We start from the raw sequence: 26,397 nt of genomic DNA on the forward strand, positions 1-26,397 counted from the left end.
GAATTTTATTCATCTTATCTTTAAATAACATCGTTTTTATTCATGTGAGGTTCAAGGTATGATTCATCCCATACACAAATTAGCTTTTATCTGAGGCCTCGAGACGAGAGCTATCAGAGTAGTAAAGGGGACTATCATGACTCAGCCATTTACCTATACCATATCTCGCATACGTTTTGATGAAAACTACGAGCCTGCCGATAGCACACGCCTAACGACCAACTTTGCCAATCTAGCGCGCGGCGTAAACCGTCAAGACAACCTTTGTAAGACACTGACAATGATAAACAATCGCTTTAATGATCTGGCGCGTTGGGATAATCCCAACGCCGATCGTTATTCGGTAGAGGTTGATATCATCTCAGCTGACTTAGACGTGGCAGGCGACGGTCATACTTTCCCCAGTATCGAGATGCTACAAACCACGATTGTCGATCACAAGGATAACTCCCGTATCAGCGGTATAGTCGGCAATAGCTTCTCATCCTACGTGCGCGATTATGACTTTAGTATTGTGCTACCAGAGCATTTCGAACAAAACCCAGGCACACCGCCCGCAGACAGCTTTGGTGTGCTGCATGGTAAGCTATTTCAGCATTTATTGCGTTCAGACGCTTATCAAGAGCAGTTTGATAAGCAGCCTGTGATTTGCCTGAGTGTGTCGACAAGCAAAACCTATCATCGTACCAACAATCAACATCCGGTATTGGGTGTCGAGTACCAGCAGGATGAGTATTCGTTAACCGATGATTATTTCCATAAAATGGGTCTTACGGTGCGTTACTTTATGCCGACAGGAAGCGTAGCGCCATTCGCATTTTATTTCGCAGGTGACCTGCTCAGCGACTACAGCGATCTGGAGCTGATTAGCGCGATTGCGACGATGGAGACGTTCCAGAAGATTTATCGCCCTGAGATTTATAATGCCAACTCCAGAGCAGGCGCGGTCTATCAGCCCAGTCTCAATTACCAAGACTACTCAAAGACGCAAGTGGTGTATGACCGTGAGGAGCGCAGCCAGCTGGCAGTGAAGCAAGGCAAGTTCACCGAAGAGACATTTATTACGCCTTATCAAGATATTCTAGATGAGTGGGCAGCAGGCTTTGCGGTAGACAAAAGCGCTGATGAACAAGTGGCTTAATAGAGCTTTAGATATTAAATATTACGATACAAAAGATGAGATAACATGCATATATTATTACCGACCTCAACCGCTGGCAGCTTGCCCAAACCCTCATGGCTGGCCGAACCTGAGAAAATCTGGTCACCTTGGGCATTAGAAGGTGATGAGCTGATAGAGGCAAAACAAGACGCCTTACGTCTGACCTTACAAGAACAGCAACATGCAGGGATAGATATCGTCAGTGATGGCGAGCAAACCCGCCAGCATTTTGTCACTACATTTATCGAACACTTAGACGGCGTCGATTTTGAAAACCGTAAAACCGTTAAAATTCGTGATCGCTATGAAGCAAGCGTGCCATCAGTCGTGGGTGCGGTGAGCCGTCAAAAACCAGTATTTGTGGACGATGCAAAGTTCCTACGTGCGCAAACCGATCAGCCGATCAAATGGGCGTTGCCTGGCCCGATGACCATGATCGACACGCTGTATGATGGTCACTACAAGAGCCGTGAAAAACTGGCATGGGAGTTTGCTAAAATTCTCAATCAAGAGGCCCGCGAGTTAGAAGCAGCAGGCGTGGATATTATCCAATTCGATGAGCCGGCGTTTAACGTCTTTTTCGATGACGTCAATGATTGGGGTATCGCTACGTTAGAGCGCGCTATCGAAGGCTTAAAATGCGAAACGGCGGTACATATTTGCTACGGTTACGGCATCAAAGCCAATAATGACTGGAAAAAAACGCTGGGCTCAGAGTGGCGTCAGTATGAGCAAGCGTTTCCTAAATTGCAGCAGTCCAATATCGATATCGTCTCATTAGAATGTCAAAACTCGCATGTGCCCATGGATTTGATAGAGCTCATTCGCGGTAAAAAAGTGATGGTTGGTGCAATCGATGTCGCCACTAATGATATTGAAACTCCTGAGGAGGTAGCCGATACGCTACGCAAGGCCTTACAATTTGTCGATGCGGACAAGCTTTATCCCTCGACCAACTGCGGTATGGCGCCGTTGCCTCGTGAGGTGGCACGCGGCAAACTACATGCGCTGAGCGCTGGTGCGGCAATCGTGCGGCAAGAGCTGAGCGTTTAGCAAAACTTAACAAGTTCTGGCTTGTTTAAGCTTATGAGTGGCCTCAGTTAACAAGGTACTTATAGATTTAACGTTTCTCAGGATTGTAGTAATGATAAAAGATATGATTGAAGCCACTGATTTTAGAGATGCCATGGCGCTATTGCCCACGGCGGTCAATGTGATCACCACCAATGGTCCGTCAGGCACTCATGGGTTTACTGCCTCGGCGGTATGTAGCGTCACTGATACACCGCCGACACTGCTGGTGTGTATGAATCAAGCCGCGCGCTCACATGGGCATTTTGTGGATAATAAAGTCTTGAGCGTCAATGTGCTTGGTGCCCAGCATAAATACTTATCCAATGCTTTTGCTTCTAAACTAAGCTCAGATGAGCGCTTCGAGCAAGGAGTTTGGACTGAGCTTGTGACAGGCGCGCCTATCCTGAAAGATGCGCTAGTGAGCTTTGATTGTGAGATTGAGCACATTCAAGAAGTGGGTACGCATAGTGTGCTGATGTGCCGAGTGGTCGCTATCAAACCTCCAGAATCCCCAAGCGGGCAAGATGAGAGTTTAGTGTATTTTAACCGTGCTTATCATTACGTCGGTCAAGTTGAGCTTGTATAAGTCATAACTGGCATTAGGGCGTGTTGAACATTCGACCATGGCACTGACAGAGACTATTTTTTAGGCGATTTGCAGATAAAAATGGTAAGTTTAGTCGTTCTAAGCGTCTATTTTTATCAATAAAGCGGCAAAAAAGAGTCCTGTCCCTGTTGTTGTCGTTAGGGCTGATGCTAAAATCGCCCTGGTCGTTGCGACTGTTTAAATAAAATCAGCTAGCCAATGCAATAAGCATTATCTGCAATTTTAACGACGACTAGGACACAGCTTTGATTAACTAGTAGCGATCAGCAGTGCGCATTTGTGAATGTTCAACACGCCCTATAGGTTTTGTGGATTGATTGTCTTAAAATAAGGCCACGCAACCCTCACTGACGATGCAAATCATACCACTTTGAGAGTCACAGTAAACCCTTTTAGGAAGATGACTATGAATAGCAAATACCCCCTACCTCTATTAATGCTCGTCAGCGGCACGCTAGCTGTAAGCCCTAGTTACGCTGACGACAGCTCTAGTATCGAAAAGGCAGGCAGCGTGGTTGCTGTTGCGATCCCTGCTATCGCTTATGGTAGCACTTATTATAAGGATGACAAAGAAGGACGCCAGCAGTTTTATCGAGGGTTTGGCACTACTGTTGCTACAACTTACGCGCTAAAAGCGGTGATAGATAAGGAGCGCCCTAACGGTGAGGGTGATAACTCTTTTCCCTCTAGTCATGCTTCAGCCGCTTTTCAGGGGGCAAGCTTTATTCATCGGCGCTACGGGCTTGAGTATAGCATTCCAGCTTATTTAGGCGCAGGCTTTGTCGCTTATAGTCGCTTAGACGCCGATGAGCACGATGCAGTAGATGTGCTCGCTGGCGCAGCTTTGGGCATGGTGAGTAGCTGGTACTTCACCACTACCTATAATGATCAGTTAATCGTTGCGCCTAATTTATCGCCTGATTATTATGGCTTAAGCGTTAATTATCAATTTAAGTAATTTACTTGCACAATAAGACTAGCTCTCATTATCAAAGTTTAGTACAATGCTCAAAATCTGTGCCTAAGCGAGTGGACATGATGTAAGTTACTCTTCACCCCTATGTGAATTAAGTATCTTTTCATCTATTTGTCTTCTCGCTTTTTTGTGGGAAAATTTCAGCGATAAGTGGTTTTATAACGCTTTGAATTGGTATAAATTATCGATTATCCGCTGAAGTGACAACCACAAATATAGTAGCGCATTCATCATCAATAGCGGAGGCAAATCCTTGAATTCATCGACAACAACACAAGCAATTTTGGCATTAGCAGATGGGACGATTTTTCGAGGTGTCAGTATTGGTAGTACAGGTCATAGGGTCGGTGAAGTGGTCTTCAATACCGCAATGACAGGCTACCAAGAAATCCTAACTGATCCAAGCTACGCGCGCCAATTAGTTACCCTCACCTATCCTCATATTGGCAATACTGGTACCAACGCTGAGGACAGCGAATCTGGCAACACCCAAAGTCATGATAAAGTCTGGGCAGAGGGTCTTATCATTCGCGATGCCACTTTAACCACTTCAAATTTCCGTAGCTCTGAATCACTAAGCGATTATCTAAAACGTAACGATACTGTGGCTATTGCTGAGATTGATACCCGTCAGCTGACGCGTTTACTGCGCGAGCAAGGCGCGCAAAACGGCTGTATCATGACCGCCTCAACTGGCACTGAGATCAGCGACTCAGACGTACAACAAGCCATTAAGCTTGCGCAAGAGTTTACCGGTCTCAAAGGCATGGATTTGGCAAAAGAAGCCACCCATCCAGAAGGTTTTGAGTGGACGGCAGGTACTTGGGAGTTATCTGATACGCTACTCAATCGTGATGCACCCGGTAGCCATGACAGCGGTACGGGCGGCTTCTTCAAGCAACTTGGCACGCACATCGAGCACAAATACGATGTCGTCGCTTATGACTTTGGTACTAAGACCAACATCTTACGTATGCTGGTGGATCGCGGCTGCAAGGTTACTGTGGTACCCGCGCAAACGCCGATCGAAGAGGTGCTAGCGATGAATCCTGACGGTATCTTCTTATCTAATGGCCCAGGCGATCCGGCGGCTTGTGATTACGCTATTGACAGCGTGCGTCATATCATTGAAGAGACCGATATCCCTACCTTCGGGATTTGCCTCGGCCATCAGCTGGTTGGACTGGCTAGCGGCGCGAATACGGTTAAGATGAAGACCGGGCATCATGGTGCCAATCATCCAGTACAAGATTTGGGCACTAGCGCGGTGATGATTACCAGTCAGAATCATGGTTTCGCAATCGATGAAGATACTTTGCCGGATAATGTCAAATCAACGCATCGCTCATTATTTGACGGTACTAACCAAGGCATCGAGCTGACCAATAAGCCAGTCTTTAGCTTCCAGGGTCACCCAGAAGCCAGCCCCGGCCCTCATGACGCGGCTGAGCTGTTTGATAAGTTTGCAGCTATGATGGAAAAGGCTAAGGCGGCTGTCTAATGGCAAATGAACTGACGCAGAAATGGACAATTAAAGACTTAAAAGGCGTTGGCGACGTTGAGCTAGCCCTTGATGCCAGCAAAAGAGTCTTTGTCTTTTTTGGCAGTAATGGCGTTGGTAAGACGAAAACGTTAGAGGCTTTGTTCGTCGCATTTCTAGCTAGTAATTCAGAGTTTGATATGCCTTCTAGATATGGTTCATTTGAAAACTTCTTTAGAGAGTTATATAGCTCTAATTTAAAGTTACAACTCTTTTTTGACACCGAATATATTGATATAGAAACTTTGAGACTTAGTGAATATAGACAGTCCTTTGCCATTGCATATGTAGGTGCACATCGAAGAAGTGAAACAGATTATAATCGTATATCACCTTTAAACGTACTTGGTGGTTTTCATCAACGGAAAATAGACCTGTTTGATACTTTCGAAAAAGCTCTTTTCACAGTTGACGGATTTAAAAGTTTAGGAATGTATGAATCCATAAATCAGTGGTTTGTTTTGAGAGCACAGTCTGTTAATCCTTATCAAAAAGTTGGAGATAACCGTAAAGTAGAAATCGACACGATATTAACTGCTTTGCATAAACTCGATAATCGTTTTGAAAAAAAGTTGAATGTTGATGCTGATGGTGGCGTATTTCTGACGATAGAAGGACAAGAACGTGAGTTAAGTGAATTAAGTTCAGGTTTCATTTCAGTAGTAAAGATCATTCAAGCCATTGTCTCCGCTTATTCTGCTTTTACTAATGAAAAAGACTTACTCAACATCAAAGGTGTGGTACTTATTGATGAAATTGAAAGTCATCTGCATGTAGAATGGCAAACTAGAATCATACCAACGCTAAAAGATCTATTTCCAAATACTACCTTTTATATTGCAACGCATTCGCCTTTAGTCTTATCGCAATTAGACGAAGGTGAAGCTTATTTGCTAAAGCTAGAAGAAGACGGTGTTGTTCGTTCTCACGTAATCGACTCTCCAAATAAGCGTATTTTAGCCAATGTGTTACGCGACGCTTTCGGTATCGACCTAAATGAGCTTAAAAGAGAATCTATGGAAGACAGTAGCCAAGATTTGGCGAAATATCGCTTATTAAAGCTACTTAGAAATCCAGCAGGTGACGATAGTGAGTAAATATGTTCTTCTAGATGCTAATTTACTTATCGGTGCTTTTGATCACGATGCCACAAACTCTAAACATATTGAATCCAAACAAATTGTCGAAGATTTACTATTAGACGATAAGGTAAAAATCGCTATTACGCCACTTATTCGTTATGAAGTACTGCGTGGTGTGCGCCGTGTGCCGACAGAACAAATGGTGGAGATTTTAAATGATTTTGAAGAGTTTGAAATTACCGATGTAGAAGGTAACAGAGCCTCTGACATCTATCGTTTAGCCCTAGTAAAACAACAGAAATTAGATAAACGTAGTTTTGATGTTTTTCATTATGTAGTCGCTGAAATACGTGATTTAGAATGGATGAGTCAAGACAATGATTTGAGTAAAATTGCAATCCTTGCCAAACCTATTATTGAAGGACACATCTAAATGCCAAAACGTACCGACATAAAAAGCATTCTTATCATTGGCGCAGGCCCTATCGTTATCGGTCAAGCATGCGAGTTTGACTACTCAGGGGCGCAGGCGTGTAAAGCCCTACGCGAAGAGGGCTACCGCGTTATCTTAGTCAACTCAAATCCTGCCACTATCATGACTGATCCTGTCATGGCGGACGCCACTTACATCGAGCCCATTACATGGCAGACGGTTGAGCAAATTATCGACAAAGAGCGTCCTGATGCTATTTTGCCCACTATGGGTGGACAGACAGCACTGAACTGTGCGCTTGAGCTAGATCGTAACGGTGTGCTAGAGAAATATGGTTGTGAGCTGATTGGCGCAACCAAAGACGCCATCGAGATGGCAGAAGACCGCGATTTATTTGACAAGGCGATGAAGCGTATCGGCCTTGAGTGTCCGCGCGCAGAAGTCGCTGAAACGATGGAAGAGGCTTTTGCCACTCAAGAAAAAATGGGCTATCCGTGTATCATTCGTCCCTCTTATACGATGGGCGGCTCCGGCGGCGGTATCGCTTATAACCGCGAAGAGTTCATCGAGATATGTGAGCGCGGCTTTGACTTGTCCCCTACTCATCAGCTACTTATCGATGAATCGCTGATTGGCTGGAAAGAGTACGAAACCGAAGTCGTGCGTGATAAAAACGACAACTGTATCATTATCTGTACCATTGAGAACTTTGATCCGATGGGTGTGCATACCGGCGACTCTATCACGGTCGCGCCGGCGCAAACCTTGACTGATAAAGAATATCAAATCATGCGTAATGCCTCACTAGCGGTACTACGTGAGATTGGGGTAGAAACTGGCGGCTCAAACGTGCAGTTCGGTATTAATCCAAAAAATGGCCGCATGGTTGTGATTGAAATGAACCCGCGTGTCTCGCGCTCCTCAGCGCTAGCCTCAAAAGCCACGGGCTTCCCGATTGCCAAAATCGCTGCCAAACTAGCGGTCGGTTATACCTTGGACGAGCTACAAAACGACATCACCGGCGGTGCTACGCCTGCCAGCTTCGAGCCGACGCTTGATTATGTCGTCACTAAGATACCGCGCTTTAACTTTGAGAAATTCTCACAAGCCGACAATATATTATCAACGCAGATGAAATCGGTCGGTGAAGTGATGGCTATCGGCCGTAACTTCCAAGAGTCTATGCAAAAAGCCCTACGCGGCCTCGAGACTGGCGCAGACGGCTTCGATGAGCAAATCGACTTAGCGGCAGTGAAACCAGAAAAAGCGCGTAGCGAGATTATTAATCGTTTGACTGTACCAACTCCCGATCGCATCTTTTATATCGGCGATGCCTTTCGTATCGGTATGAGCGTGGAAGAGGTGTTCAAATTCACTAACATCGATCCTTGGTTCTTGGTACAAATCGAAGATGTTATCAAAACTGAAGAAAACGTAAAAGCGCTTGGCTTTGGCGACTTAAATGAGAACAATCTGCGCCAGTTTAAACGCAAAGGCTTGTCAGATCTACGTTTGGCTAAACTGCTTGGCATCTCACAAAAGCAGCTACGCGCTAAGCGTTGGGACTTAAATATCCATCCCGTCTATAAGCGTGTCGATACCGCAGCGGCAGAGTTTGCTACGAGTACCGCTTATATGTACTCAAGCTATGACAGCGAATGTGAGGCTGAGCCCACTGACAACAAAAAAATCATGGTCATCGGCGGTGGCCCGAACCGTATCGGTCAAGGTATTGAGTTTGATTATTGCTGCGTCCATGCGGCTCTTGCCATGCGCGAAGATGGCTATGAGACTATCATGGTCAACTGTAACCCTGAAACGGTCTCTACCGACTATGATACCTCCGACCGTCTCTACTTTGAGTCCATCACTCTAGAAGATGTGCTAGAGATCGTCCGTATCGAGCAGCCTGACGGCGTTATCGTACAGTTCGGTGGCCAAACGCCATTGAAACTGGCCCGCGCTTTAGAGGAAGCTGGCGTGAAGATCATTGGGACTAGCCCTGACGCTATCGACCGCGCTGAAGACCGTGAGCGCTTCCAGCACATGATTCAGCAATTGAACCTCACCCAACCGTCGAACGCACTAGCCACTAGTCTTGAGGATGGCTTGATAAAAGCCAAAGACGTCGGCTATCCGCTTGTGGTACGCCCGTCTTATGTACTCGGCGGCCGCGCAATGGAGATCGTCTATAACGAAGAGGAGCTCAAGCATTACCTACGCACCGCCGTACAAGCGTCTAATGAAGCCCCCGTCCTTCTCGATCGCTTCTTAGATGATGCGGTAGAAGTCGATGTTGACTGCGTTTGTGATGGCACAGATGTAGTGATCGGCGGTATCATGCAGCATATCGAACAGGCGGGCGTGCACTCTGGCGACTCGGCTTGTTCACTGCCGCCTTACTCACTGTCAGATGAGCTGTGTGATGTGATGCGCGAGCAAACCATAGCGATGGCAAAAGAGCTTGGCGTTGTGGGTCTGATGAACGTACAGTTTGCGGTCAAAGGCGAGACCGTTTATATCCTTGAGGTCAATCCCCGCGCCGCGCGTACCGTACCTTTTGTCTCAAAATGTATTGGTACATCGCTTGCGCAAGTGGCCGCACGCTGCATGGCAGGTACGTCACTCAAAGACCAAGGTTTCACACACGAGATCAAACCTGATTTTTATGCGGTAAAAGAGTCGGTATTCCCGTTTGCTAAGTTCCCAGGCGTCGACCCCATCCTTAGCCCTGAGATGAAGTCGACTGGTGAAGTCATGGGCGTTGGCAAAACCTTTGGTGAAGCTTTTTACAAAGCGGTTATCGGTAGTAATGAGCGCTTGCCAGGTCTACCGACTGAAGGTGAAACCAAAACTGTCTTTATCTCAGTGCGTGATAGCGACAAAGAACAAATCGTTGCAGTCGCACGCCAGCTACAAGACTACGGCTTTGAGATAGTCGCGACCACTGGCACGCAAGCGGTATTGGCTGATAACGGTATCGACTGTAAGCAAATCAATAAAGTCACCGAAGGTCGCCCGCATATCGTTGATGCGGTCAAAAACGGCAAAATTGACTTGATTATCAATACCACCGAAGGCAAACAAGCACAAGAGGATTCGTTCTCTATCCGCCGTAACGCGCTACTAGGCAAAGTCTTTTATGTCACAACCTTAGGCGCCGCCGAAGCCGTTTGTAAGTCTTACGCAATCGACTTGCCTTTTGATGTTTATAAATTGCAAGACTTACATGCAAGAGCTAAGCCTGTCGCTTAGTAGCACTCGCGGTCTGTATTGATATTCTATTGACTTGGCAGCTTAAATTCAGTAGATTAGACCTATCGTAAAGCATGTTTTAAAAGTTTATAAAGCCTATCCGGTTTAAAAAGCATCGGCTTAAAAAAGCATAGTAGCATCACTGCTACTATGCTTTTTATTGTGCTTCGACAAGTCAATCAGCGTCTGTTAAACTTTTATTACTTAGCTTTTGTTAGCTGGCTTTAATTACATAGATTTATCCCCATAATCTTTATATACTCTCTCACACTCATTGCAACAACATAGCACCATCTCACTATTCACTAGGAGATGGTGTGCTGTTATTGGTTTAAGGAAAAAACATGCAACGTTATCCTATGACTCCCCAAGGTCACGCCGCTTTAGAGGCCGAGCTTAAACAATTAAAAACCATCGATCGTCCGCGTATTACCGCCGACATCGCTGAAGCCCGCGAGCATGGTGACCTAAAAGAAAACGCTGAATACCATGCCGCTCGTGAGCAACAAGGCTTCTGTGAAGCGCGTATCCGTGACATCGAAGCGAAGCTTAGCGCCGCGCAAGTCATCGATCCTGCTACCCTGAACAAAGAAGGCCGAGTGGTGTTTGGTGTCACCGTCGTTATCGAAAACGTCGATACTGAAGAAGAAAAGCAGTATCAAATCGTCGGTGATGATGAAGCGGACTTTAAAGCGGGTAAAATCTCCGTCAACTCGCCTATCGCGCGCGGCTTGATTGGTAAGTTTGAAGGCGATGAAGCCCGTATCGAGACGCCAAAAGGTATGGTTGAGTATGAGGTGATGAAGGTTATTTATAACTAATCAAGCTCAGCCCTAGCTTTCTATCAATACCTCAATGGATTAAGTTTCCTTAATCCATTGAGGTATTTTTATGCGTATTATTGCCTGCCTTATGCCTACCTTAGCTCAGTAAATATTCATTGATGTACTTTTGGCAAATTACACAATGCTACTATTTAACTTCCTTATGTTTAGCAGATAATCAGTTAACTTTTGAGCCAATCACGGACTGTCTACTTTATTATAAGGAATTTATGATGACTACGAACACTATTATGAATAAAACGGTTTTTGCAGCTACAATGACCAGCTTCGTGCTGTTCTCTTTTAGCGCCAATGCCGCTTCTGAGATTATTATCAATCAACCTGCGACTGGCAGTACTACTGTCGTTGAGCAGTATTCTGATGGCAATACGGCGACTATTACCGCCACCCCCAACGGCATCTCTATGCGAAATGGCATGCCCTACTCAGTGACGCAAGTGACTACTGTGCCGCGTTATACAGTTAGTCAAGGATCATCGACTGTCGTTGCTAGAGGTCCAATAACCAGTCAAGTCACTCAGCAAATCGGTAATACGCCAATGACGACAGTGACTACTCCCATCCATACTGCTACCCAAGTGATGACGCCTGTGACAACAGCTGCTGTCGTTAATAATCAAATCGTGACAAACCCAGTCGTTACCAGTCAGACGGTGACCACTTTAGATACCCTACAACTGAACCCCACTTTTAGCACTCCTGGTGTCGTCAATGCTCATACTAAAGTGATGAAAATCCTAAAAGACAGTAGTGGCCGTGATGTCGCGGTCCCTGCTAATAGCATTAAGCCTGGTGATATCATCGAATATCAGACCACTTATGTGAATAATAGCAATCAGCCTATCAATGATGTGAATGCTATGGTTGCTTTGCCAAGTGGCGTAAGAGTGGTGTCGTTAAACAGTCCACTACCGACCTTAGCGACTACTGGCGGCGATAGCTATCAAACGATTCAACAAGTCGGTAATACTGTGACGGTGCAAGAGAATTATTCAGCTCTCAAGTGGAACTTGGCAAACCTGCCTGCTAATACGCCACAAACAGTCGTGATACGCGCTAAGGTGCAATAGTTTTATACTTAATCAATATTTAACCTCTTTATCTAAAGACGATAATCCTTGATTCATTAAGGCTTATTCTATGTCATAGGCGACAACAGTTGTCGCATACTATTGATAATTTGCTATTAAATACAATGACTTAACGCCAAATTTGATAAAATAGCACTCTACTAATGAATGGGTACTATAAGTTATGGCAACCATCAATTATGACAGGCTGCAAGGAAAGCTCAATATCTTAGCGGATGCGGCTAAATATGATGTCTCTTGCTCCTCCTCCGCTGGCACCCGTAAAAACCAAGGCGGCGGCCTCGGTGATGCCTCAGCGACAGGTATTTGTCACAGCTACACAGAAGACGGCCGCTGCGTCAGCTTGCTCAAAATCCTACTGACCAACCACTGTATCTATGATTGCGCGTACTGCACCTCGCGTAAAAGCAATGACACGCCGCGCGCCGCTTTTACGGTTGAAGAAGTGGTTGATTTGACCATGCAGTTTTATCGCCGCAACTATATCGAAGGGCTATTTCTAAGCTCAGGTATCTTTAAAAGTGGCGACTACACGATGGAGCGACTGGTGGAAGTGGCAAAGATACTGCGCACTCGCGAGCGTTTCAATGGTTATATTCATCTAAAAACTATTCCTGGCGCTTCAAAAGAGCTATTGTTAGAGGCAGGACTCTATGCAGACCGTCTGAGCGTCAACATCGAAATTCCGACTAAGTCAGGGCTTGCACTGCTTGCGCCTGAGAAGTCACATGATGAGCTAAAAGCGCCGATGGCAACGGTTAAAGAAGAGATTATCACTATCCGTGAGAGCCGTAAAACCCATAAAAAAGCGCCCAAGTTCACCCCAGCGGGCCAGACTAGTCAGATGATCGTCGGCGCTAGTAACGAGACCGATTTGCAAGTGATTCAGTTATCGAGCCACTTCTATAAACAGTATGACCTCAAGCGCGTCTACTACTCAGGTTATGTGCCGATGCTGTCTGATAATCGACTGCCTGCTATCGGTACGCCTGTACCTATGGTGCGTGAGAACCGCCTCTATCAAGCGGACTGGTTAATGCGTTTTTATGGTTTTGGCGCGCATGAGATCGTTGAGCCTGACTCGCCGTTTTTGGATTTGGACTGTGATCCAAAGCTCGCTTGGGCGATTCGTCATCGTGAGCATTTCCCCGTCAACATTCAGACAGCAAGCTACGAGATGATCGTGCGTATCCCCGGTATCGGCACTAGAACCGCACGAAAGATTATCAAAGCGCGCAAGTTCAATCAGCTGACTCTAGAGCATCTCAAAAAGATGGGCGCTGCGGTCAATCGCGCCAAGTATTTTATCGCGACTACAGGTAAGAATGAGCATCTCTCGCATTTGACTCGCAATAACTTTCGCCAATATGTGCTCGCGCAAACGCAAACCAAGTACAAAGATCAGCGCAGTGGTCAGATGGCGTTATTTTAAAAGGTTGGTTTAATTTAGTATGCGTAGGCTGTGGCTTTAGCCCAGCAAAAGTTAGGTAGGATTATTATCGCAGATAATAAAAATAGTTTATGAAATAAGTAGTCTATTTTGTACTAGGTTTAAAAATCAAAAGCGCCAGCCTACGGTCATAGCTAGCTACCTCAATCTAAATCACTGTGAGGGAATAATGTCAGTACTTAGCATCAATCAGACTTACTCTGTCGGTCATTTAACGCCGAACATCTTACTTTACGAGCCAAGCTTTGAGGGTTGGCTTAGCGCTGTCTATCAGGTGTATGAGCGTAAGCTGCAATATGATCAATCCTTGCAATTGATCGCTGAGGATCAGTATGTACCCTCACTAATAAGCAGTGCCGCTCACGTCACAACTGACGATGAGCAAGCTCAGCGCGTGCTTGTTAAGCTTAATAAGCTGCTTGGGCGCTCAGGGATGCGCCAGATCCTTTGGGGGTTTTTATCAGAAAAACCTAACATCGGTACTACCCTATTTCATATCGTCAAATATGCTATTGATCATCCTACACGCCAAGTGTTAGAGGATTTGGGACGTTTAGAGGTGTTGGAGCTTGCGCAAACGGTGAAGTCTGTACACCGAGAAAAGCACCGTATGGAAGCTTTTGTACGCTTTGAGCACACCACCGATGATATTTATTTTGCACGTGTTGAGCCTGATTTTAATGTATTGCCTATTATTGGCGAGCATTTTCGTCAGCGCTATCAAGATCAGCACTGGGCGATATACGACTTAGCGCGCGGTTATGGCATTTATTATGACAAAAGTCAGAGTACGCTCTCACATCCTGCTGAGCTACAAACCATCACTAATCTTGATGAGGCAGTGCTACGTAATCCTGCTAGCATCCATAGCGTGGATGAGCAGCGTTATCAGCGCTTTTGGCAAGGCTACTTTACCAACGTCAATATCAAAGAGCGTAAAAACACCCGTCTCCATAGACAGCACATGCCGCAGCGCTACTGGAAATATTTAAGCGAAAAACAAATACTGCCCAACGCTGATTACCTTGAGAAAAAAAGATAGCAAAAATCGTCAGACCACCTTTGCACCTACTTACAAACCTTAAGCGCTTTTATCATCCGTACTCTCGCTGTAAGGTTGAGTTTTACTCTTTTTTAACTGACAATAGCAGCTTACCTTTTTGATATTTTAAATCTTAACTTAAAGAGTGCTTGCCGCTATTATGATCGTTATGCGCTTACTATCTTCCTTAAAACACGATGAGTCCGAACGCGGAATCTTTCATCTTGGGCGCGCTTTGGTCAAAAACGGCCACACCTCTATTATCGTTTCTAGCGCGAATGAAGATAACGAACTGGTCAAGCGTCTAGAGCGTGATGGTAACTTATACCATCAGCTGCATATGAATAAAAAATCTTGGCGGTCTTTACTGCAAGTAGTACCGCTGCGTCATCTGATCGAAAAGTATAATCCAGATATCATTCATGTCCACTCTAGAACGCCGGCTTGGATACTACATTTGGCGCTTAAACGCGTCAAAGTGGAGCGCCGCCCGAAGCTTGTGTCTACGATGTACGGGTTTTATCCTATTAATAAGTACTCGCAGGCCTTGTTGGATGTGGATACTATCATCACCGTTTCTGACAGTGTCACTAACTATTTGATCAAAGGCATCCGCCGCGAGGGGCTTGGACCTAGACACATTAAGCGTATTTATCGCGGGGTCGATACGCGCCGTTATCCCTATCGGCACAACCCTTCTGTCTACTGGCTACGCCGTACCTTCGCTGAATACCCTGAGCTTGAGCACAAAAAATGGCTAGTGTTTCCGACGGTTATCGGTAACGAATATGGGCAAGAGTGGCTTATCGATATCTTAGGTAATCTACAAGAGCAATTTCCTAACATTCATGTCATCATCATGGACGAAGATTACCGTGAAGGCGATGTGGCGCATGAAGACTTTCGTCAGCGCAGTAACACGTTAGGCTTAAGCGAGCGTATTACTTATGTCGGCAGTAAGCGTAACGATATGCGTGAGTGGCTGTCAGCGGCGAATATCGTCATGGCGCTCGCCAATCAGCCCGAATCTATCGGTATCAATGCCCTACAAGCGATCCATTTAGGTACACCGGTCATCGGTTGGGATCAAGCTGCCTTTAGTGAAATTCTGCAGCCCCTCTATCCGCAAGGCCTCGTCAAAAAATATAATGCTAAAGCGCTCTGCAAAGTAGTCAGAAGTCAGCTTGAGAGTGTCACGCGCCCTGAGATGACCAATAAATTCACTATGCGTAAAATGATTGAGGCGACTCTTGAGGTTTATCAATCACTGTATGACGCATCACTGGCTGAGGAGCAGACAAAATTAAATAAGCAATCCGATAAAAAACTAACCAAAACGCTTAAATCTGCAGCGCAATCTTTGAACAAACCCTCTGATCATCTGACTGAACAGCAGCCAGTGAAAAAACGCCCTGCCAAAGACTCCATATCATTAACCAAGAAAAGCTGAGTCAAATCTAAAACACATCTAAAACATATCTAAAACACATCTAAGTCACCAGAGCTTTCATGTTTTATTATTAAAAGAGCCTAACCTTAAAAAGTTAAGCTCTTTTTTCCAACGTACCGGTATTTATACTGATACGCTCATCATATTATAAATACATAGCGACTCCCAAGCACTTTACGAGCTTGAGCAGTGTTAGCTTACAGCGCTGCACCAGTATTTAATCGAGACATATTCTTCAATACCGTATTTTGAACCTTCTCGGCCAAAGCCAGATTGCTTGATACCGCCAAAGGGTGCAACTTCAGTAGATATCAGGCCAGTATTATGACCGACGATGCCGTATTCTAATGCTTCGGTAACGCGCCATGAACGCGCGTAATCGCGACTATAAAAGTAAGCCGCTAAACCAAAGATGGTATCATTGGCTTTTTGAATGGCTTCGGCTTCCTCTTCAAAAGTAAATATCGTGGCAATAGGTCCAAATATCTCCTCTTGAGCAATATCCATCTCGGAGGTGACATTCGTCACTACTGTTGGGTTAAAGCTTAGCTTTGAAGCATCATTTTTATCGCCGCCCGTCACCACTTTAGCGCCTTTATCGAGCGCATCTTGCAGCAGGGTTTGTACTTTTTCTAAGCCGTCCTCATTGATAAGCGGACCAATATCGACGTCTTCATCCATGCCATTACCGACTTTGAGCGCGGCGACTTTTTTGGTGAAGATATCTAAAAATTTATCTCTTACGCTCGCCTGTACATAGATTCGGTTGGCACAGACACAAGTTTGACCGGCGTTACGGAATTTCGAGGCGATTAGGCCATCAGCAGCGGCTTCTAAGTCGCCATCATCAAAGACAATAAATGGTGCGTTACCGCCAAGCTCCAAAGAGAGTTTTTTGATCGTCGGCGCGCACTGTGCCATAAGCGTACGCCCAACTTCAGTAGAACCTGTAAATGAGAGCTTTTTCACACGATTGTCGCTGGTCAAAACCTCGCCTATCATGGAGGATTTACCCGTGACTATCTGAATCACACCAGCTGGAATACCGGCCTGCTCAGCTAATACCCCAAGCGCTAATGCGGAAAAAGGAGTTTGCGTAGCGGGCTTGATAACCACTGTACAGCCTGCAGCGAGAGCCGGTCCAACTTTGCGCGTGATCATCGCCGCCGGAAAGTTCCAAGGGGTAATAATGGCGCATACGCCTACCGGCTGCTTGATAATCACATGACGCAATGAGGTTTTGGTCGCCGGTATAACGTCACCATACACGCGCTTGCCTTCCTCAGCAAACCAGCGGATAAAGCTATTGGCATAAGCCATCTCGCCGCGCGACTCTGTCAAAGGTTTACCTTGTTCAGCAGTCATAAGCACAGCGAGATCTTCTTGGTTGTCATCAATCAGATCCGCCCACTTCTGTAACAGCTCACCGCGCTCTTGGGCTGTTTTGGCGGCCCACGACGCTTGTACCTTGTCAGCATAAGCTACGGTGTCGATGACGTCTTGCTCTGTGAGACTAGGGATAGTGCCTATGGTTTGCCCGCTAAAAGGGTTAGTGACCTCGATGGTCGCACCATCACTTGAGTCTTGCCAGCTATCTTTGATTAAGCATTGCTGTTTGAGCAGCTTTGGATTAGAAAGGGTTAAAGTATCAGACATTATTATTTTCCTTTTTCTTAATTATATAGGATGTATCAATAGCCGCACGCCGATGTGTTTTTATTTATAGAAGCACATTTTATATACTGCCTTGATATGTCGGTGTAGTCGCTTGTATTTGCATCACTGTGATAGCGTATACCTTTGCAGTTGTAAATAGACTCCCTCATTATAAAAAGATGAGGAGAATATTTACAACGGCCACTAACACTTCTATTACTAATACTAGTATCAGCTATAAAACTCATACTAGGCTACCTTTTATGACCTCCCTATTTCTCATAGCATTCTCATTCTTATAACATTCTTAATATTCATTGTTGCTTCTTAATGCACTTTTAAATTCAAAAAAACGCACGCTGAAGTTAAGCATTTAATAGCCAAACCCTAGCGTGCGTTAGTGTAAATCGATTAAGATAATTTAAAAGAAAGCCTGAATACCCGTTTGCGCGCGGCCTAAAATTAGCGCATGTATATCGTGGGTACCTTCATAAGTATTGACTGCTTCTAGGTTCATGACATGACGAATGATGTGATACTCGTCCGAGATACCATTACCGCCGTGCATATCACGAGCGCTGCGGGCGATATCGAGCGCTTTGCCGCAGTTGTTACGCTTAATGAGCGATATCATCTCAGGAGCTGCATTGTGCTCATCTAATAAGCGACCAACGCGAAGAACGGCTTGCAGCCCAAGAGTAATCTCGGTCTGCATATTCGCTAGCTTGAGCTGAACCAGCTGCGTGGCGGCTAGCGGACGACCAAACTGTTTACGATCTAGAGTGTATTGACGGGCCGCTTTCCAGCAAAATTCTGCCGCGCCCATAGAACCCCAAGCGATACCATAACGCGCTTTATTTAAGCAACCAAAAGGGCCTTTTAAACCGCGAATATCAGGAAAAGCATTCGCTTCGGGTACGAATACCTTATCCATGACAATCTCACCGGTGATAGAAGCGCGTAGTGAAAACTTGCCTTCAATCTTCGGCGCGGATAGACCTTTCATGCCTTTGTCTAGGATGAATCCGCGAATTTTATCTTCATCATCTTTGGCCCAAATGACAAATACATCAGCGATCGGGCTGTTGGTTATCCACATTTTATTGCCCGTCAGCTCATAACCGCCATCGACACTGCGCGCACGTGTGGCCATCGAAGCAGGGTCAGATCCAGAGTCTGGCTCGGTCAAACCAAAACAGCCTACATATTCGCCAGAAGCAAGCTTAGGCAGATACTTTTCTCTTTGCTCCTCTGTGCCATACGCATGGATAGGATGCATGACAAGGCTTGACTGTACGCTCATCGCCGATCGGTAACCTGAGTCCACTGCCTCTACTTCCTTGGCAATCAAACCATAAGCGACGCTCGACAGACCTGCACAGCCATAGCCTTCGATGGTGACACCCAGCAGCCCCATCTCGCCCATCTGGCGCATGATATTGCGGTCAAAATGCTCATTGCGGTTGGCGTCGATGATATTTGGCATCAGCTCTTTTTGAAAAAACTGACGCGCACTGTCTGTCACCATACGTTCTTCGTCAGTGAGCTGGTCGCGCAATAAAAAAGGATCTTCCCAATCAAAGCTTGGGCTGGACTGCTTAACATTGTGCGTAATACTGTGCGTAACATTGGTAGGTGCTTGCATATTGCTTTCCTTGGCTTTATAGCATAATTTGTGACGGGTTAGCTTATGATATATGGAATAAACAGCAAATCATAACGGTTCGTTTCATTTTAGTAGATAACAGCCGCTAGTCAAAAGCTGTGTTTAAAAGATGATAAAATCTTAATCACCAAGATGTTTGATGAGGTCTGGTCTTTGAAATAGCACACCGTTACTCAACTCTCATTTAGCCGTGATATTATAGACGTATAATATTTCTACACCTGCCTTTGAGCGGTTATTCATTGTCATACTGCTGAGTCGTCCCATGCCCCAATCTCGTACCAACCTAAACGCTGAACCCAAAGGAAGCCTTCCCTACTTTATCGGCGTATTGTTACGCTATAGTACCTTTGCCGCTGCTGCCTTTTTGTTTTTGGCAGGACTACTGCTGACCAATTGGTGGCTGATTATCATCGGCGGCCTGCTAGTGGCTTTAGGTATCTATGATATTATGCAATCCAAGCACGCCATCTTAACCAACTACCCAGTTGCCGGTCACGTCCGCTACGTCTTAGAGGATTTTCGGCCTGAGATTCGCCAATATCTATTAGAGAACGATAAGGAACAAGTGCCTTTTTCGCGCCAGCAGCGAGCGCTCGTGTATCAGCGCGCTAAAAACGTTAGCGACACCAATGCCTTTGGTACTTTAGATAATTTATATGCCCAAGGCAAAGAGTGGTTCTTACAATCTGCCCTCAGCCATCCGCTAGAAAAACAAGACTTTCGCATTACGGTTGGCGGCGAGCGCTGCATACAGCCTCATGACATGTCAGTATTTAATATCTCAGCGATGAGCTTTGGTAGTCTCTCTGCCAACGCCATTATGGCGCTTAATCAAGGCGCTAAGATTGGCGGCTTCACGCACGATACCGGTGAGGGTGCTATCAGCCCTTATCATCGCAAGTTTGGTGGTGACTTGATTTGGGAGCTTGGCACTGGCTACTTTGGTTGCCGTACTGCCGAAGGCAATTTTGATGCGCAGTCTTTCGCCGAAAAGGCAGTCGACCCGCAAGTGAAAATGATCGAGATTAAGCTATCGCAGGGCGCGAAACCTGGCAAAGGCGGCGTACTGCCAAGCGAGAAAATCACCCAAGAGATTGCCAATACCCGGCAAGTACTTACAGGGCAAGATTGTGTTTCGCCCTCTTCGCATAGCGCTTTTAGTACGCCGCGAGAGCTAGTCGCGTTTTGGCAACAACTGCGCGACTTATCAGGCGGTAAGCCTGTTGGGTTTAAGCTGTGCATCGGTCAGCCATGGCAGTTTATGGCGATTGTCAAAGCCATGATGGAAACCGACAACTATCCTGATTTTATTGTCATCGATGGCGCTGAAGGCGGCACGGGAGCGGCGCCTGTTGAGTTTATGGACAGTGTCGGCATGCCGCTTATTGATGGCTTCTTATTCGTGCATAACACCTTAGTTGGTGCCGGTATCCGTGAGAAAATCAAGCTTGGCGTCAGTGGTAAGATTGTCTCAGGCTTTGATATTGCGCGTATGCTAGCGCTAGGTGCAGATTGGTGTAACTCTGCGCGCGGCTTTATGTTTGCTGTGGGCTGTATCCAGTCGCGCTCATGTCATACCAACACTTGCCCTGTCGGCGTGGCTACCCAAGACCCGTATCGTCAAAAAGCACTAGATGTCCCTAGTAAAGCAGAGCGCGTTGCCAGCTTCCACAAAAACACGCTGAAGTCCTTATCGAGTATCGTTGGCGCGGTAGGGCTTGAGCATCCAAGCCAGTTGCAGCCTTATCATATCGCTCGCCGCCTTGATGATGGGCAAATCAAGCTCTTATCGAAGTTCTTTTACTTTGCTGATGAAGGTGCGCTACTCGATCATAGCGCCCGCGCTGATGTCTTCAATCAGATGTGGGTGATGGCTGATGCTGATACTTTCTTACCAGATAATGATGCGCTCATCGCTTACAATAAAGACTCGCGTGATAAGGGTAAAAACACAAAGCTCAAGCACGAAAAAACGCTCAAAGATGTGACTGAAAACATGAATACCAATCTAAAAGAACAGTAATGTCTCTTAGCCTATCGACTACTCTTAATCGCCAGATACTGCAGCTTAGCGCAGCTTTCTTTTCAGCGACAATGTTGAGTGCTTGTCAGCCTTCTAGTACAGATAAGCCTGATAAAACAGCGCAGGTCTGGTCCTGTACGACTGAGCAAACTCCTTTTAGTTATAGTGCTTGTCGCATCGACAGCCAAGCACTAACTGGAGATCGTTATCAGCTAAAGCTGTTCTGGCAAGATGCTAATAAACAGACGCTACTGACTTTTGACAAACTTATTGACAGCCTACCGAGTACCCAGTCACTAAGCCTTGCGGTGAATGCAGGCATGTATAACGACAGCTACGCGCCCATTGGCTATACGGTCATCGAGGGCCAAGAAAAGCGGGCGCTAAACCTAAAAGAAGGCGGCGGTAATTTTCACCTGCTTCCTAATGGTGTGCTATGGTGGGATAAATCAGGCAAAATACAAATCACTGAGAGCCAGGTACTAGATGACTTAATCAAAGACGATAGAGCCCAGCCTTGGTATGCCACGCAGTCAGGCCCGATGCTGGTAATCGATAATGAAATCCATCCTAAATTCAACCCTGATAGCCAGTCTTTAAAGTTTCGTAATGGCGCAGGCGTCTGTAGCGATGGCAGCATGCAGCTGGTCAACAGCGAGGAGCCCGTGAGCTTTTATCAGTTTGCTGAGCTATTCAAAGAGGATCTGCACTGCCCTAATGCGCTATTCTTGGATGGTGGTATTGCCTCAGCGCTTTACGCGCCTAGCATCGACAAGCATGATAAAAAACAGATGGGCGTGATGATTGGCGTGGTTGATACTCAGTAAATACGTTAGATCTGAGTTATGAGCTAGATATAAAGCCTTACCTATTTGCTTAGCCATTAGTTTTTTGTACTTGGCACATCTCAGATATCAGCTTATGCCAGTCTTGCTTTAAGCAAAACTTATAAAATCTGATTTTTAGCGCGGTTTTTTTGCGGTATAAGCGGCTGGTTTGCCATTTAAGCAGATGCTGCTCTATACTGGAGACGATATACGCTTCGCTAAAGCCTTTGTGATTACTTGGACTCAAGACCAATAAGTTGCTCATACATACAGGCGCAACTTCATAAAACAAAATGCGCTCCACCTCACTAATATGCAGATGGGCTACTCGTTTGGCGATATACTCATAGCTTATCTCGTTATCGACAAACAAATCTGATAACGCCATCCACGCCACTTTTTTACCGCTAACCTCACTCATAGAACTCCTTTACTATCGCATGACATACCATGCCTTAGCTTAAAATTAGCACATCTATCTGCCCCTTAGTAGCTAATAGTGGCTAAATTTTGCTACAATAGCGCCAATTTTTATGCTAAACAGCAGCACCTTACAAATTACTGATTTTATTAACGTATTGAGAGACCATTATGGGTTTTAACTGCGGTATTGTCGGCCTACCCAATGTAGGCAAATCCACTTTATTTAATGCTTTGACCAAAGCGGGAATCGCCGCTGAGAACTTTCCCTTTTGTACCAAAGATCCCAACACAGGTATCGTGCCGGTACCCGACCCACGTCTCAAAAAGCTTGCCGATATCGTCAATCCTGAGCGCGTATTGCCAACGACGATGGAGTTTGTCGATATTGCCGGACTCGTCGCGGGCGCGTCAAAAGGCGAAGGCATGGGTAATCAGTTCTTAGCCAACATTCGTGAGACTGACGCTATCGCCCACGTGGTACGCTGCTTCGATGATGATAACGTGGTGCATGTCGACGGCCGCGTCAGCCCAATCGACGATATCGAAACCATCAATACCGAGCTGGCTTTAGCTGACCTCGAAGCCGTTGAGCGCGCTATATTGAACCTCTCCAAAAAAGCCAAAGGCGGCGATAAAGATGCCACTGCAATGCTTGAGGTGTTCAAAAAGATTGAGCCCCTACTTGCAGAAGGCCGAGCGGCGCGCGCAGCCAACTTAGATGATGATGAGAAAAAACTGATCAGAAGCTATGGCCTTATTACCCTTAAGCCTACTATGTATATCGCTAACGTCAGTGAAGATGGCTTTGAAAATAACCCTTACTTGGACGCGGTGCGTGACTACGCTACGGGTGAAGACTCTATCGTCATCGCGCTTTGTAACCAAATCGAAGCGGAGATTGCCCAATTAGATGAAGAAGATAAAAAAGACTTCCTAGCTGAGATGGATATGGAAGAGGCAGGTCTTGATCAAGTGATTCGCGGCGGTTATGATCTGCTTGATATGCAGACTTACTTTACCGCTGGGGTCAAAGAAGTTCGTGCGTGGACGGTCGCTATTGGCGCGACAGCACCGCAAGCGGCTGGCGTGATCCATACGGACTTTGAGCGTGGCTTTATCCGTGCTGAGGTCATCGCTTATGACGACTTTATCGAGTATAACGGTGAAAAAGGCGCAGCGGCGGCGGGTAAATCGCGCTTAGAAGGCAAGACTTATATCGTGCAAGACGGCGATGTCATGCATTTTAGATTTAACGTTTAAGCTTATAGATAAGCGATCCAAACTATAAAATTAAAATAGCGCAAAATATAAAGTCAGCCTGAGTGCTGGCTTTTTTGTGCTTAATTCATATATTGTAAATTGTATATTTTGTAGGGTGCGCCCAGCGCACCGATTGTTAACCGTATTCTAGTATTGGGTGTCGCAAGCTCCACACCAACCTACGTTTGCTTTCTAATTTAAGAATAGATAAAACAATAGCGCAGCCTACGCGACACTTTCCAACATCATATTATTTATTCATACGATAAAATTTATGTATGATAATAACTACTATAAAAATAATAACGGACGATAACTAATGAGTAGTTATACTAAACAACCAAAAAACGCTACTGAGCACTGGGCTAGATTATTCAATGCTCAGCGTTTAGGTAGTGATAAACAAGCACCCGTGCAAGATAGCGCCCGTACCTCTTTTCATAAAGATTACGACAGATTGGTGTTTTCACACTCGTTTCGGCAGCTTAATCAAAAAACGCAGGTGCATCCTTTAACCAATCAGCTTGGCATCCACACGCGCTTGACCCATTCGCTAGAGGTGTCCTGTATCGGGCGCTCGCTTGGGATGATGTCTGCCGAAAAGCTCCATGAAAAGCTCGCTGGCGGCCTGCCTATTGGAGTGTCGTCGGCTGATGTTGGGGTGATAGTGCAAGCCGCTTGTCTGGCTCATGATATTGGCAATCCGCCTTTTGGTCATGCTGGCGAGTACGCCATACGTGATTGGTTTATTCATGCTGAGCGCCGCTCGGTACTAGAGTATTTAAGCGCCGAAGAGCGGTTAGATCTATTAGCTTATGAAGGTAACGCACAAGGCTTTCGGCTACTGGTGCGTAATGAGCATCATCCTGATAAAGGCGGTATGCGCTTAACTTGCGCCACGCTCGGCGCTTTTATGAAGTACCCTTGGCAAGCCAGCCATAGCAATATCATAGATTGTGATAATAGCTACCCCGTAGATAAAGTACAGAAATTTGGCAGTTTTGTCAGTGAAGCGCACCAGTTAGAGGAGCTCGCAACTTGCTTGCAGCTGCCACGCTCACAACTGCACGATGGCTTTGCGCGTCATCCGCTCGCTTATTTGTTAGAGGCCGCTGACGATATCTGCTACGCCTTGATAGACTTAGAGGATGGCATCCAGCTTAATATGCTAAATTTCAATGAAGTTGCAGAAATATTTTATCAGCTCATTGGTGAGCGCCCTGCTGCTATCACTTTACCAGCAAAGCTATCGGTCAGCCAGCAGTTGGCCTCTTTGCGAGCGCGCGCTATGATGCGGCTCGTCAATACAGTGACGGATGCCTTTGTAGATAATAGCGAGGCGATGCTAGCTGGCGAGCTGACTGGTAGTCTATTCGCCCACTGTGATGCAGAAGTGCAAAGCGGTATTACTCAGGCTAAGCTATTGGCTCGCGAGCGCATTTTTAATCATCCAAGTAAGGTGCGGATGGAGCTGATGGCCAATCAATGCTTGCAGCGATTGCTCGACGCTTTTATGCCGCTTGCTTGGACTGTATCGAATCATGCATCAATGCCCTTTGAGCAGCAGCGCTTGCTTAGCCTACTACAGCCGCATCTGAGTGAGCAACAGCGCCAGTTGTCTGACAATATTTATCACAACATACTGATTATTTTGGACTTTATTACCGGCATGAATGATCATGAAGCTTATCGGCTAGCGCAAGAGTTACAAGGGCACTGGGGCACGATGGTATAAGGTGTTTTTAGGCTACAATAAAAACCTAGTACAAGTGTTCTGATTTTATTCGTATTTTCATCTTTAAATCGGTATGATAAACAACAACTCAGCCACAATAGATATCTTATGAGCAGCCGCGAACAAAAAAAACTTCAAACCAGACGGGCTTTTTTTAATGCCGTTTTAGATCTGTGCATGACTGGGCAATCTTTTAGCTCGATTAGTCTGCGCCAAATTACTCGTGAAGTGGGCGTAGTGCCCACCGCATTCTATCGGCATTTCGATGATATGGAATCGCTCGGTCAAGCTTTGGTGATTGAGGAGCTTGGCGGTACGATGGCTACTTTAAGTGAAGGCTTGCATATCGGCAAGACTCGCAGCTTTGAGCGCCAGATCGCCAAGAGTATTCAGCTGTTCTTACAGATGGTCAGCGAGCAGCCCTACTATTGGCAGTTTTTAGTCAGTGAACGCTTTGGCGGCTCGGAGGCGGTGCGCAACACCATCGATAAACTATTAAAGCTGCATATACAGAGCTTATCAGAAGATTTAGCACTACAGCCGGCTTTTAGTCACATCAACGACTATGACCGTCTTCTGCTGGCTGATGCTGGTATCAACATGTTCTTTTCTTGGATTATCGATTGGTTAGAGCTGACTTATTCTGAGGATCATGACGATGAAGCCGATTTGGATGAGATTGAGCGCAAAAAGCAACAGATGCAGCATAACTGTACTCGTCAAGCCCAGATGCTCTTTTATGGCGCTTATAATTGGAAATCTACCGAAGAGACTTTGCTTGATGAATAACGTCTATA

Annotated in this window: 21 protein-coding genes; 18 read left to right on the forward strand and 3 right to left on the reverse strand. The window is 45.8% G+C overall.

Annotated features, from left to right (window positions below):
* The first annotated feature begins 136 nt into the window (after window positions 1-136).
* From JMY03_RS02645 to JMY03_RS02705, 13 genes are all read left to right on the forward strand, one after another.
* Window positions 137-1,141, forward strand: coding sequence for a DUF1852 domain-containing protein (locus JMY03_RS02645; protein WP_201600795.1), 1,005 nt, complete (start codon window positions 137-139; stop codon window positions 1,139-1,141).
* Window positions 1,142-1,186: 45 nt separating this feature from the next.
* Window positions 1,187-2,215, forward strand: a complete 1,029-nt coding sequence (locus JMY03_RS02650) for a methionine synthase (RefSeq protein WP_201600798.1) — start codon at window positions 1,187-1,189, stop codon at window positions 2,213-2,215.
* A 103-nt stretch (window positions 2,216-2,318) separates the two neighbouring features.
* Window positions 2,319-2,822 (forward strand): flavin reductase, encoded by a 504-nt coding sequence (locus JMY03_RS02655; protein WP_201602095.1) that lies wholly within the window; start codon window positions 2,319-2,321, stop codon window positions 2,820-2,822.
* Window positions 2,823-3,249: 427 nt separating this feature from the next.
* Window positions 3,250-3,801 (forward strand): phosphatase PAP2 family protein, encoded by a 552-nt coding sequence (locus JMY03_RS02660; RefSeq protein ID WP_201600800.1) that lies wholly within the window; start codon window positions 3,250-3,252, stop codon window positions 3,799-3,801.
* Between the two features lie 271 nt (window positions 3,802-4,072).
* The gene (carA, locus tag JMY03_RS02665; RefSeq protein WP_201600802.1) at window positions 4,073-5,320 is read left to right on the forward strand and encodes a glutamine-hydrolyzing carbamoyl-phosphate synthase small subunit; all 1,248 of its coding nucleotides are present in this window, start codon (window positions 4,073-4,075) and stop codon (window positions 5,318-5,320) included.
* A complete protein-coding gene (locus tag JMY03_RS02670) occupies window positions 5,320-6,456 on the forward strand; it encodes an AAA family ATPase (protein ID WP_201600804.1) in 1,137 nt (378 codons plus the stop codon). The genes carA and JMY03_RS02670 overlap by 1 nt, the downstream gene beginning before the upstream one ends.
* Entirely contained in the window at window positions 6,449-6,874 is a 426-nt protein-coding gene (locus JMY03_RS02675) for a PIN domain-containing protein (RefSeq protein WP_201600806.1), read from the forward strand. Before JMY03_RS02670 ends, JMY03_RS02675 begins: the two co-directional genes overlap by 8 nt.
* Window positions 6,875-10,129 carry a carbamoyl-phosphate synthase large subunit gene (carB, locus tag JMY03_RS02680; protein WP_201600808.1) on the forward strand — a complete coding sequence of 1,085 codons (3,255 nt, stop codon included), beginning with the start codon at window positions 6,875-6,877 and terminating at the stop codon, window positions 10,127-10,129.
* Window positions 10,130-10,473: 344 nt separating this feature from the next.
* Window positions 10,474-10,950: a transcription elongation factor GreA gene (gene greA / locus JMY03_RS02685; RefSeq protein WP_025645760.1), complete on the forward strand. Its 477-nt coding sequence runs from the start codon at window positions 10,474-10,476 to the stop codon at window positions 10,948-10,950.
* Window positions 10,951-11,186: 236 nt separating this feature from the next.
* Window positions 11,187-12,044, forward strand: a complete 858-nt coding sequence (locus JMY03_RS02690) for a hypothetical protein (protein ID WP_227675464.1) — start codon at window positions 11,187-11,189, stop codon at window positions 12,042-12,044.
* A 184-nt stretch (window positions 12,045-12,228) separates the two neighbouring features.
* Window positions 12,229-13,497: a putative DNA modification/repair radical SAM protein gene (locus JMY03_RS02695; RefSeq protein WP_201600812.1), complete on the forward strand. Its 1,269-nt coding sequence runs from the start codon at window positions 12,229-12,231 to the stop codon at window positions 13,495-13,497.
* Window positions 13,498-13,684: 187 nt separating this feature from the next.
* On the forward strand, window positions 13,685-14,557 hold the full coding sequence (locus JMY03_RS02700) for a TIGR03915 family putative DNA repair protein (RefSeq protein WP_201600815.1): 873 nt from the start codon (window positions 13,685-13,687) through the stop codon (window positions 14,555-14,557).
* 160 nt (window positions 14,558-14,717) lie between these two features.
* Window positions 14,718-16,007, forward strand: coding sequence for a glycosyltransferase (locus JMY03_RS02705; RefSeq protein WP_201600817.1), 1,290 nt, complete (start codon window positions 14,718-14,720; stop codon window positions 16,005-16,007).
* 192 nt (window positions 16,008-16,199) lie between these two features.
* Here the strand turns inward: JMY03_RS02705 and JMY03_RS02710 are convergent, their stop codons facing one another.
* Window positions 16,200-17,663 (reverse strand): NAD-dependent succinate-semialdehyde dehydrogenase, encoded by a 1,464-nt coding sequence (locus tag JMY03_RS02710; protein ID WP_201600819.1) that lies wholly within the window; start codon window positions 17,661-17,663, stop codon window positions 16,200-16,202.
* 421 nt (window positions 17,664-18,084) lie between these two features.
* A complete protein-coding gene (locus tag JMY03_RS02715) occupies window positions 18,085-19,308 on the reverse strand; it encodes an acyl-CoA dehydrogenase (RefSeq protein ID WP_201600821.1) in 1,224 nt (407 codons plus the stop codon).
* Between the two features lie 286 nt (window positions 19,309-19,594).
* On the opposite strand from JMY03_RS02715, the gene JMY03_RS02720 reads away from it, so the two are divergent.
* The gene (locus tag JMY03_RS02720) at window positions 19,595-21,355 is read left to right on the forward strand and encodes an FMN-binding glutamate synthase family protein (protein WP_201600823.1); all 1,761 of its coding nucleotides are present in this window, start codon (window positions 19,595-19,597) and stop codon (window positions 21,353-21,355) included.
* A complete protein-coding gene (locus JMY03_RS02725; protein WP_201600825.1) occupies window positions 21,355-22,182 on the forward strand; it encodes a phosphodiester glycosidase family protein in 828 nt (275 codons plus the stop codon). Before JMY03_RS02720 ends, JMY03_RS02725 begins: the two co-directional genes overlap by 1 nt.
* A 49-nt stretch (window positions 22,183-22,231) precedes the next feature.
* Here the strand turns inward: JMY03_RS02725 and JMY03_RS02730 are convergent, their stop codons facing one another.
* Window positions 22,232-22,603, reverse strand: a complete 372-nt coding sequence (locus JMY03_RS02730; RefSeq protein WP_201600827.1) for a DUF7079 family protein — start codon at window positions 22,601-22,603, stop codon at window positions 22,232-22,234.
* Between the two features lie 170 nt (window positions 22,604-22,773).
* Here JMY03_RS02730 and ychF point away from each other — a divergent pair, with 170 nt between their 5' ends.
* The 3 genes from ychF to JMY03_RS02745 all read left to right on the forward strand — a co-directional run bounded on the left by ychF (window position 22,774) and on the right by JMY03_RS02745 (window position 26,389).
* Complete coding sequence (gene ychF / locus JMY03_RS02735; protein ID WP_201600830.1) at window positions 22,774-23,865, forward strand: redox-regulated ATPase YchF; 1,092 nt, start codon at window positions 22,774-22,776, stop codon at window positions 23,863-23,865.
* A 319-nt stretch (window positions 23,866-24,184) separates the two neighbouring features.
* Window positions 24,185-25,600, forward strand: coding sequence for a deoxyguanosinetriphosphate triphosphohydrolase (locus JMY03_RS02740; RefSeq protein WP_201600832.1), 1,416 nt, complete (start codon window positions 24,185-24,187; stop codon window positions 25,598-25,600).
* A 108-nt stretch (window positions 25,601-25,708) separates the two neighbouring features.
* On the forward strand, window positions 25,709-26,389 hold the full coding sequence (locus JMY03_RS02745) for a TetR family transcriptional regulator (RefSeq protein ID WP_201557785.1): 681 nt from the start codon (window positions 25,709-25,711) through the stop codon (window positions 26,387-26,389).
* Window positions 26,390-26,397 lie beyond the last annotated feature (8 nt).

It is taken from the genome of Psychrobacter submarinus, assembly GCF_904846685.1.
GTDB lineage: Bacteria > Pseudomonadota > Gammaproteobacteria > Pseudomonadales > Moraxellaceae > Psychrobacter > Psychrobacter submarinus.

Bases quoted from the DNA above. Each gene is read 5' to 3' on its own strand.
- JMY03_RS02730 (WP_201600827.1), bottom strand. From the start codon at position 22,603: ATGAGTGAGGTTAGCGGTAAAAAAGTGGCGTGGATGGCGTTATCAGAT.
- JMY03_RS02645 (WP_201600795.1), top strand. From the start codon at position 137: ATGACTCAGCCATTTACCTATACCATATCTCGCATACGTTTTGATGAA.
- JMY03_RS02715 (WP_201600821.1), bottom strand. From the start codon at position 19,308: ATGCAAGCACCTACCAATGTTACGCACAGTATTACGCACAATGTTAAG.
- JMY03_RS02745 (WP_201557785.1), top strand. From the start codon at position 25,709: ATGAGCAGCCGCGAACAAAAAAAACTTCAAACCAGACGGGCTTTTTTT.
- JMY03_RS02740 (WP_201600832.1), top strand. From the start codon at position 24,185: ATGAGTAGTTATACTAAACAACCAAAAAACGCTACTGAGCACTGGGCT.
- JMY03_RS02725 (WP_201600825.1), top strand. From the start codon at position 21,355: ATGTCTCTTAGCCTATCGACTACTCTTAATCGCCAGATACTGCAGCTT.
- JMY03_RS02655 (WP_201602095.1), top strand. From the start codon at position 2,319: ATGATTGAAGCCACTGATTTTAGAGATGCCATGGCGCTATTGCCCACG.
- JMY03_RS02705 (WP_201600817.1), top strand. From the start codon at position 14,718: ATGATCGTTATGCGCTTACTATCTTCCTTAAAACACGATGAGTCCGAA.
- JMY03_RS02700 (WP_201600815.1), top strand. From the start codon at position 13,685: ATGTCAGTACTTAGCATCAATCAGACTTACTCTGTCGGTCATTTAACG.
- JMY03_RS02695 (WP_201600812.1), top strand. From the start codon at position 12,229: ATGGCAACCATCAATTATGACAGGCTGCAAGGAAAGCTCAATATCTTA.
- greA (WP_025645760.1), top strand. From the start codon at position 10,474: ATGCAACGTTATCCTATGACTCCCCAAGGTCACGCCGCTTTAGAGGCC.
- JMY03_RS02720 (WP_201600823.1), top strand. From the start codon at position 19,595: ATGCCCCAATCTCGTACCAACCTAAACGCTGAACCCAAAGGAAGCCTT.
- JMY03_RS02690 (WP_227675464.1), top strand. From the start codon at position 11,187: ATGACTACGAACACTATTATGAATAAAACGGTTTTTGCAGCTACAATG.
- JMY03_RS02710 (WP_201600819.1), bottom strand. From the start codon at position 17,663: ATGTCTGATACTTTAACCCTTTCTAATCCAAAGCTGCTCAAACAGCAA.
- ychF (WP_201600830.1), top strand. From the start codon at position 22,774: ATGGGTTTTAACTGCGGTATTGTCGGCCTACCCAATGTAGGCAAATCC.
- JMY03_RS02670 (WP_201600804.1), top strand. From the start codon at position 5,320: ATGGCAAATGAACTGACGCAGAAATGGACAATTAAAGACTTAAAAGGC.
- JMY03_RS02650 (WP_201600798.1), top strand. From the start codon at position 1,187: ATGCATATATTATTACCGACCTCAACCGCTGGCAGCTTGCCCAAACCC.
- carB (WP_201600808.1), top strand. From the start codon at position 6,875: ATGCCAAAACGTACCGACATAAAAAGCATTCTTATCATTGGCGCAGGC.
- JMY03_RS02660 (WP_201600800.1), top strand. From the start codon at position 3,250: ATGAATAGCAAATACCCCCTACCTCTATTAATGCTCGTCAGCGGCACG.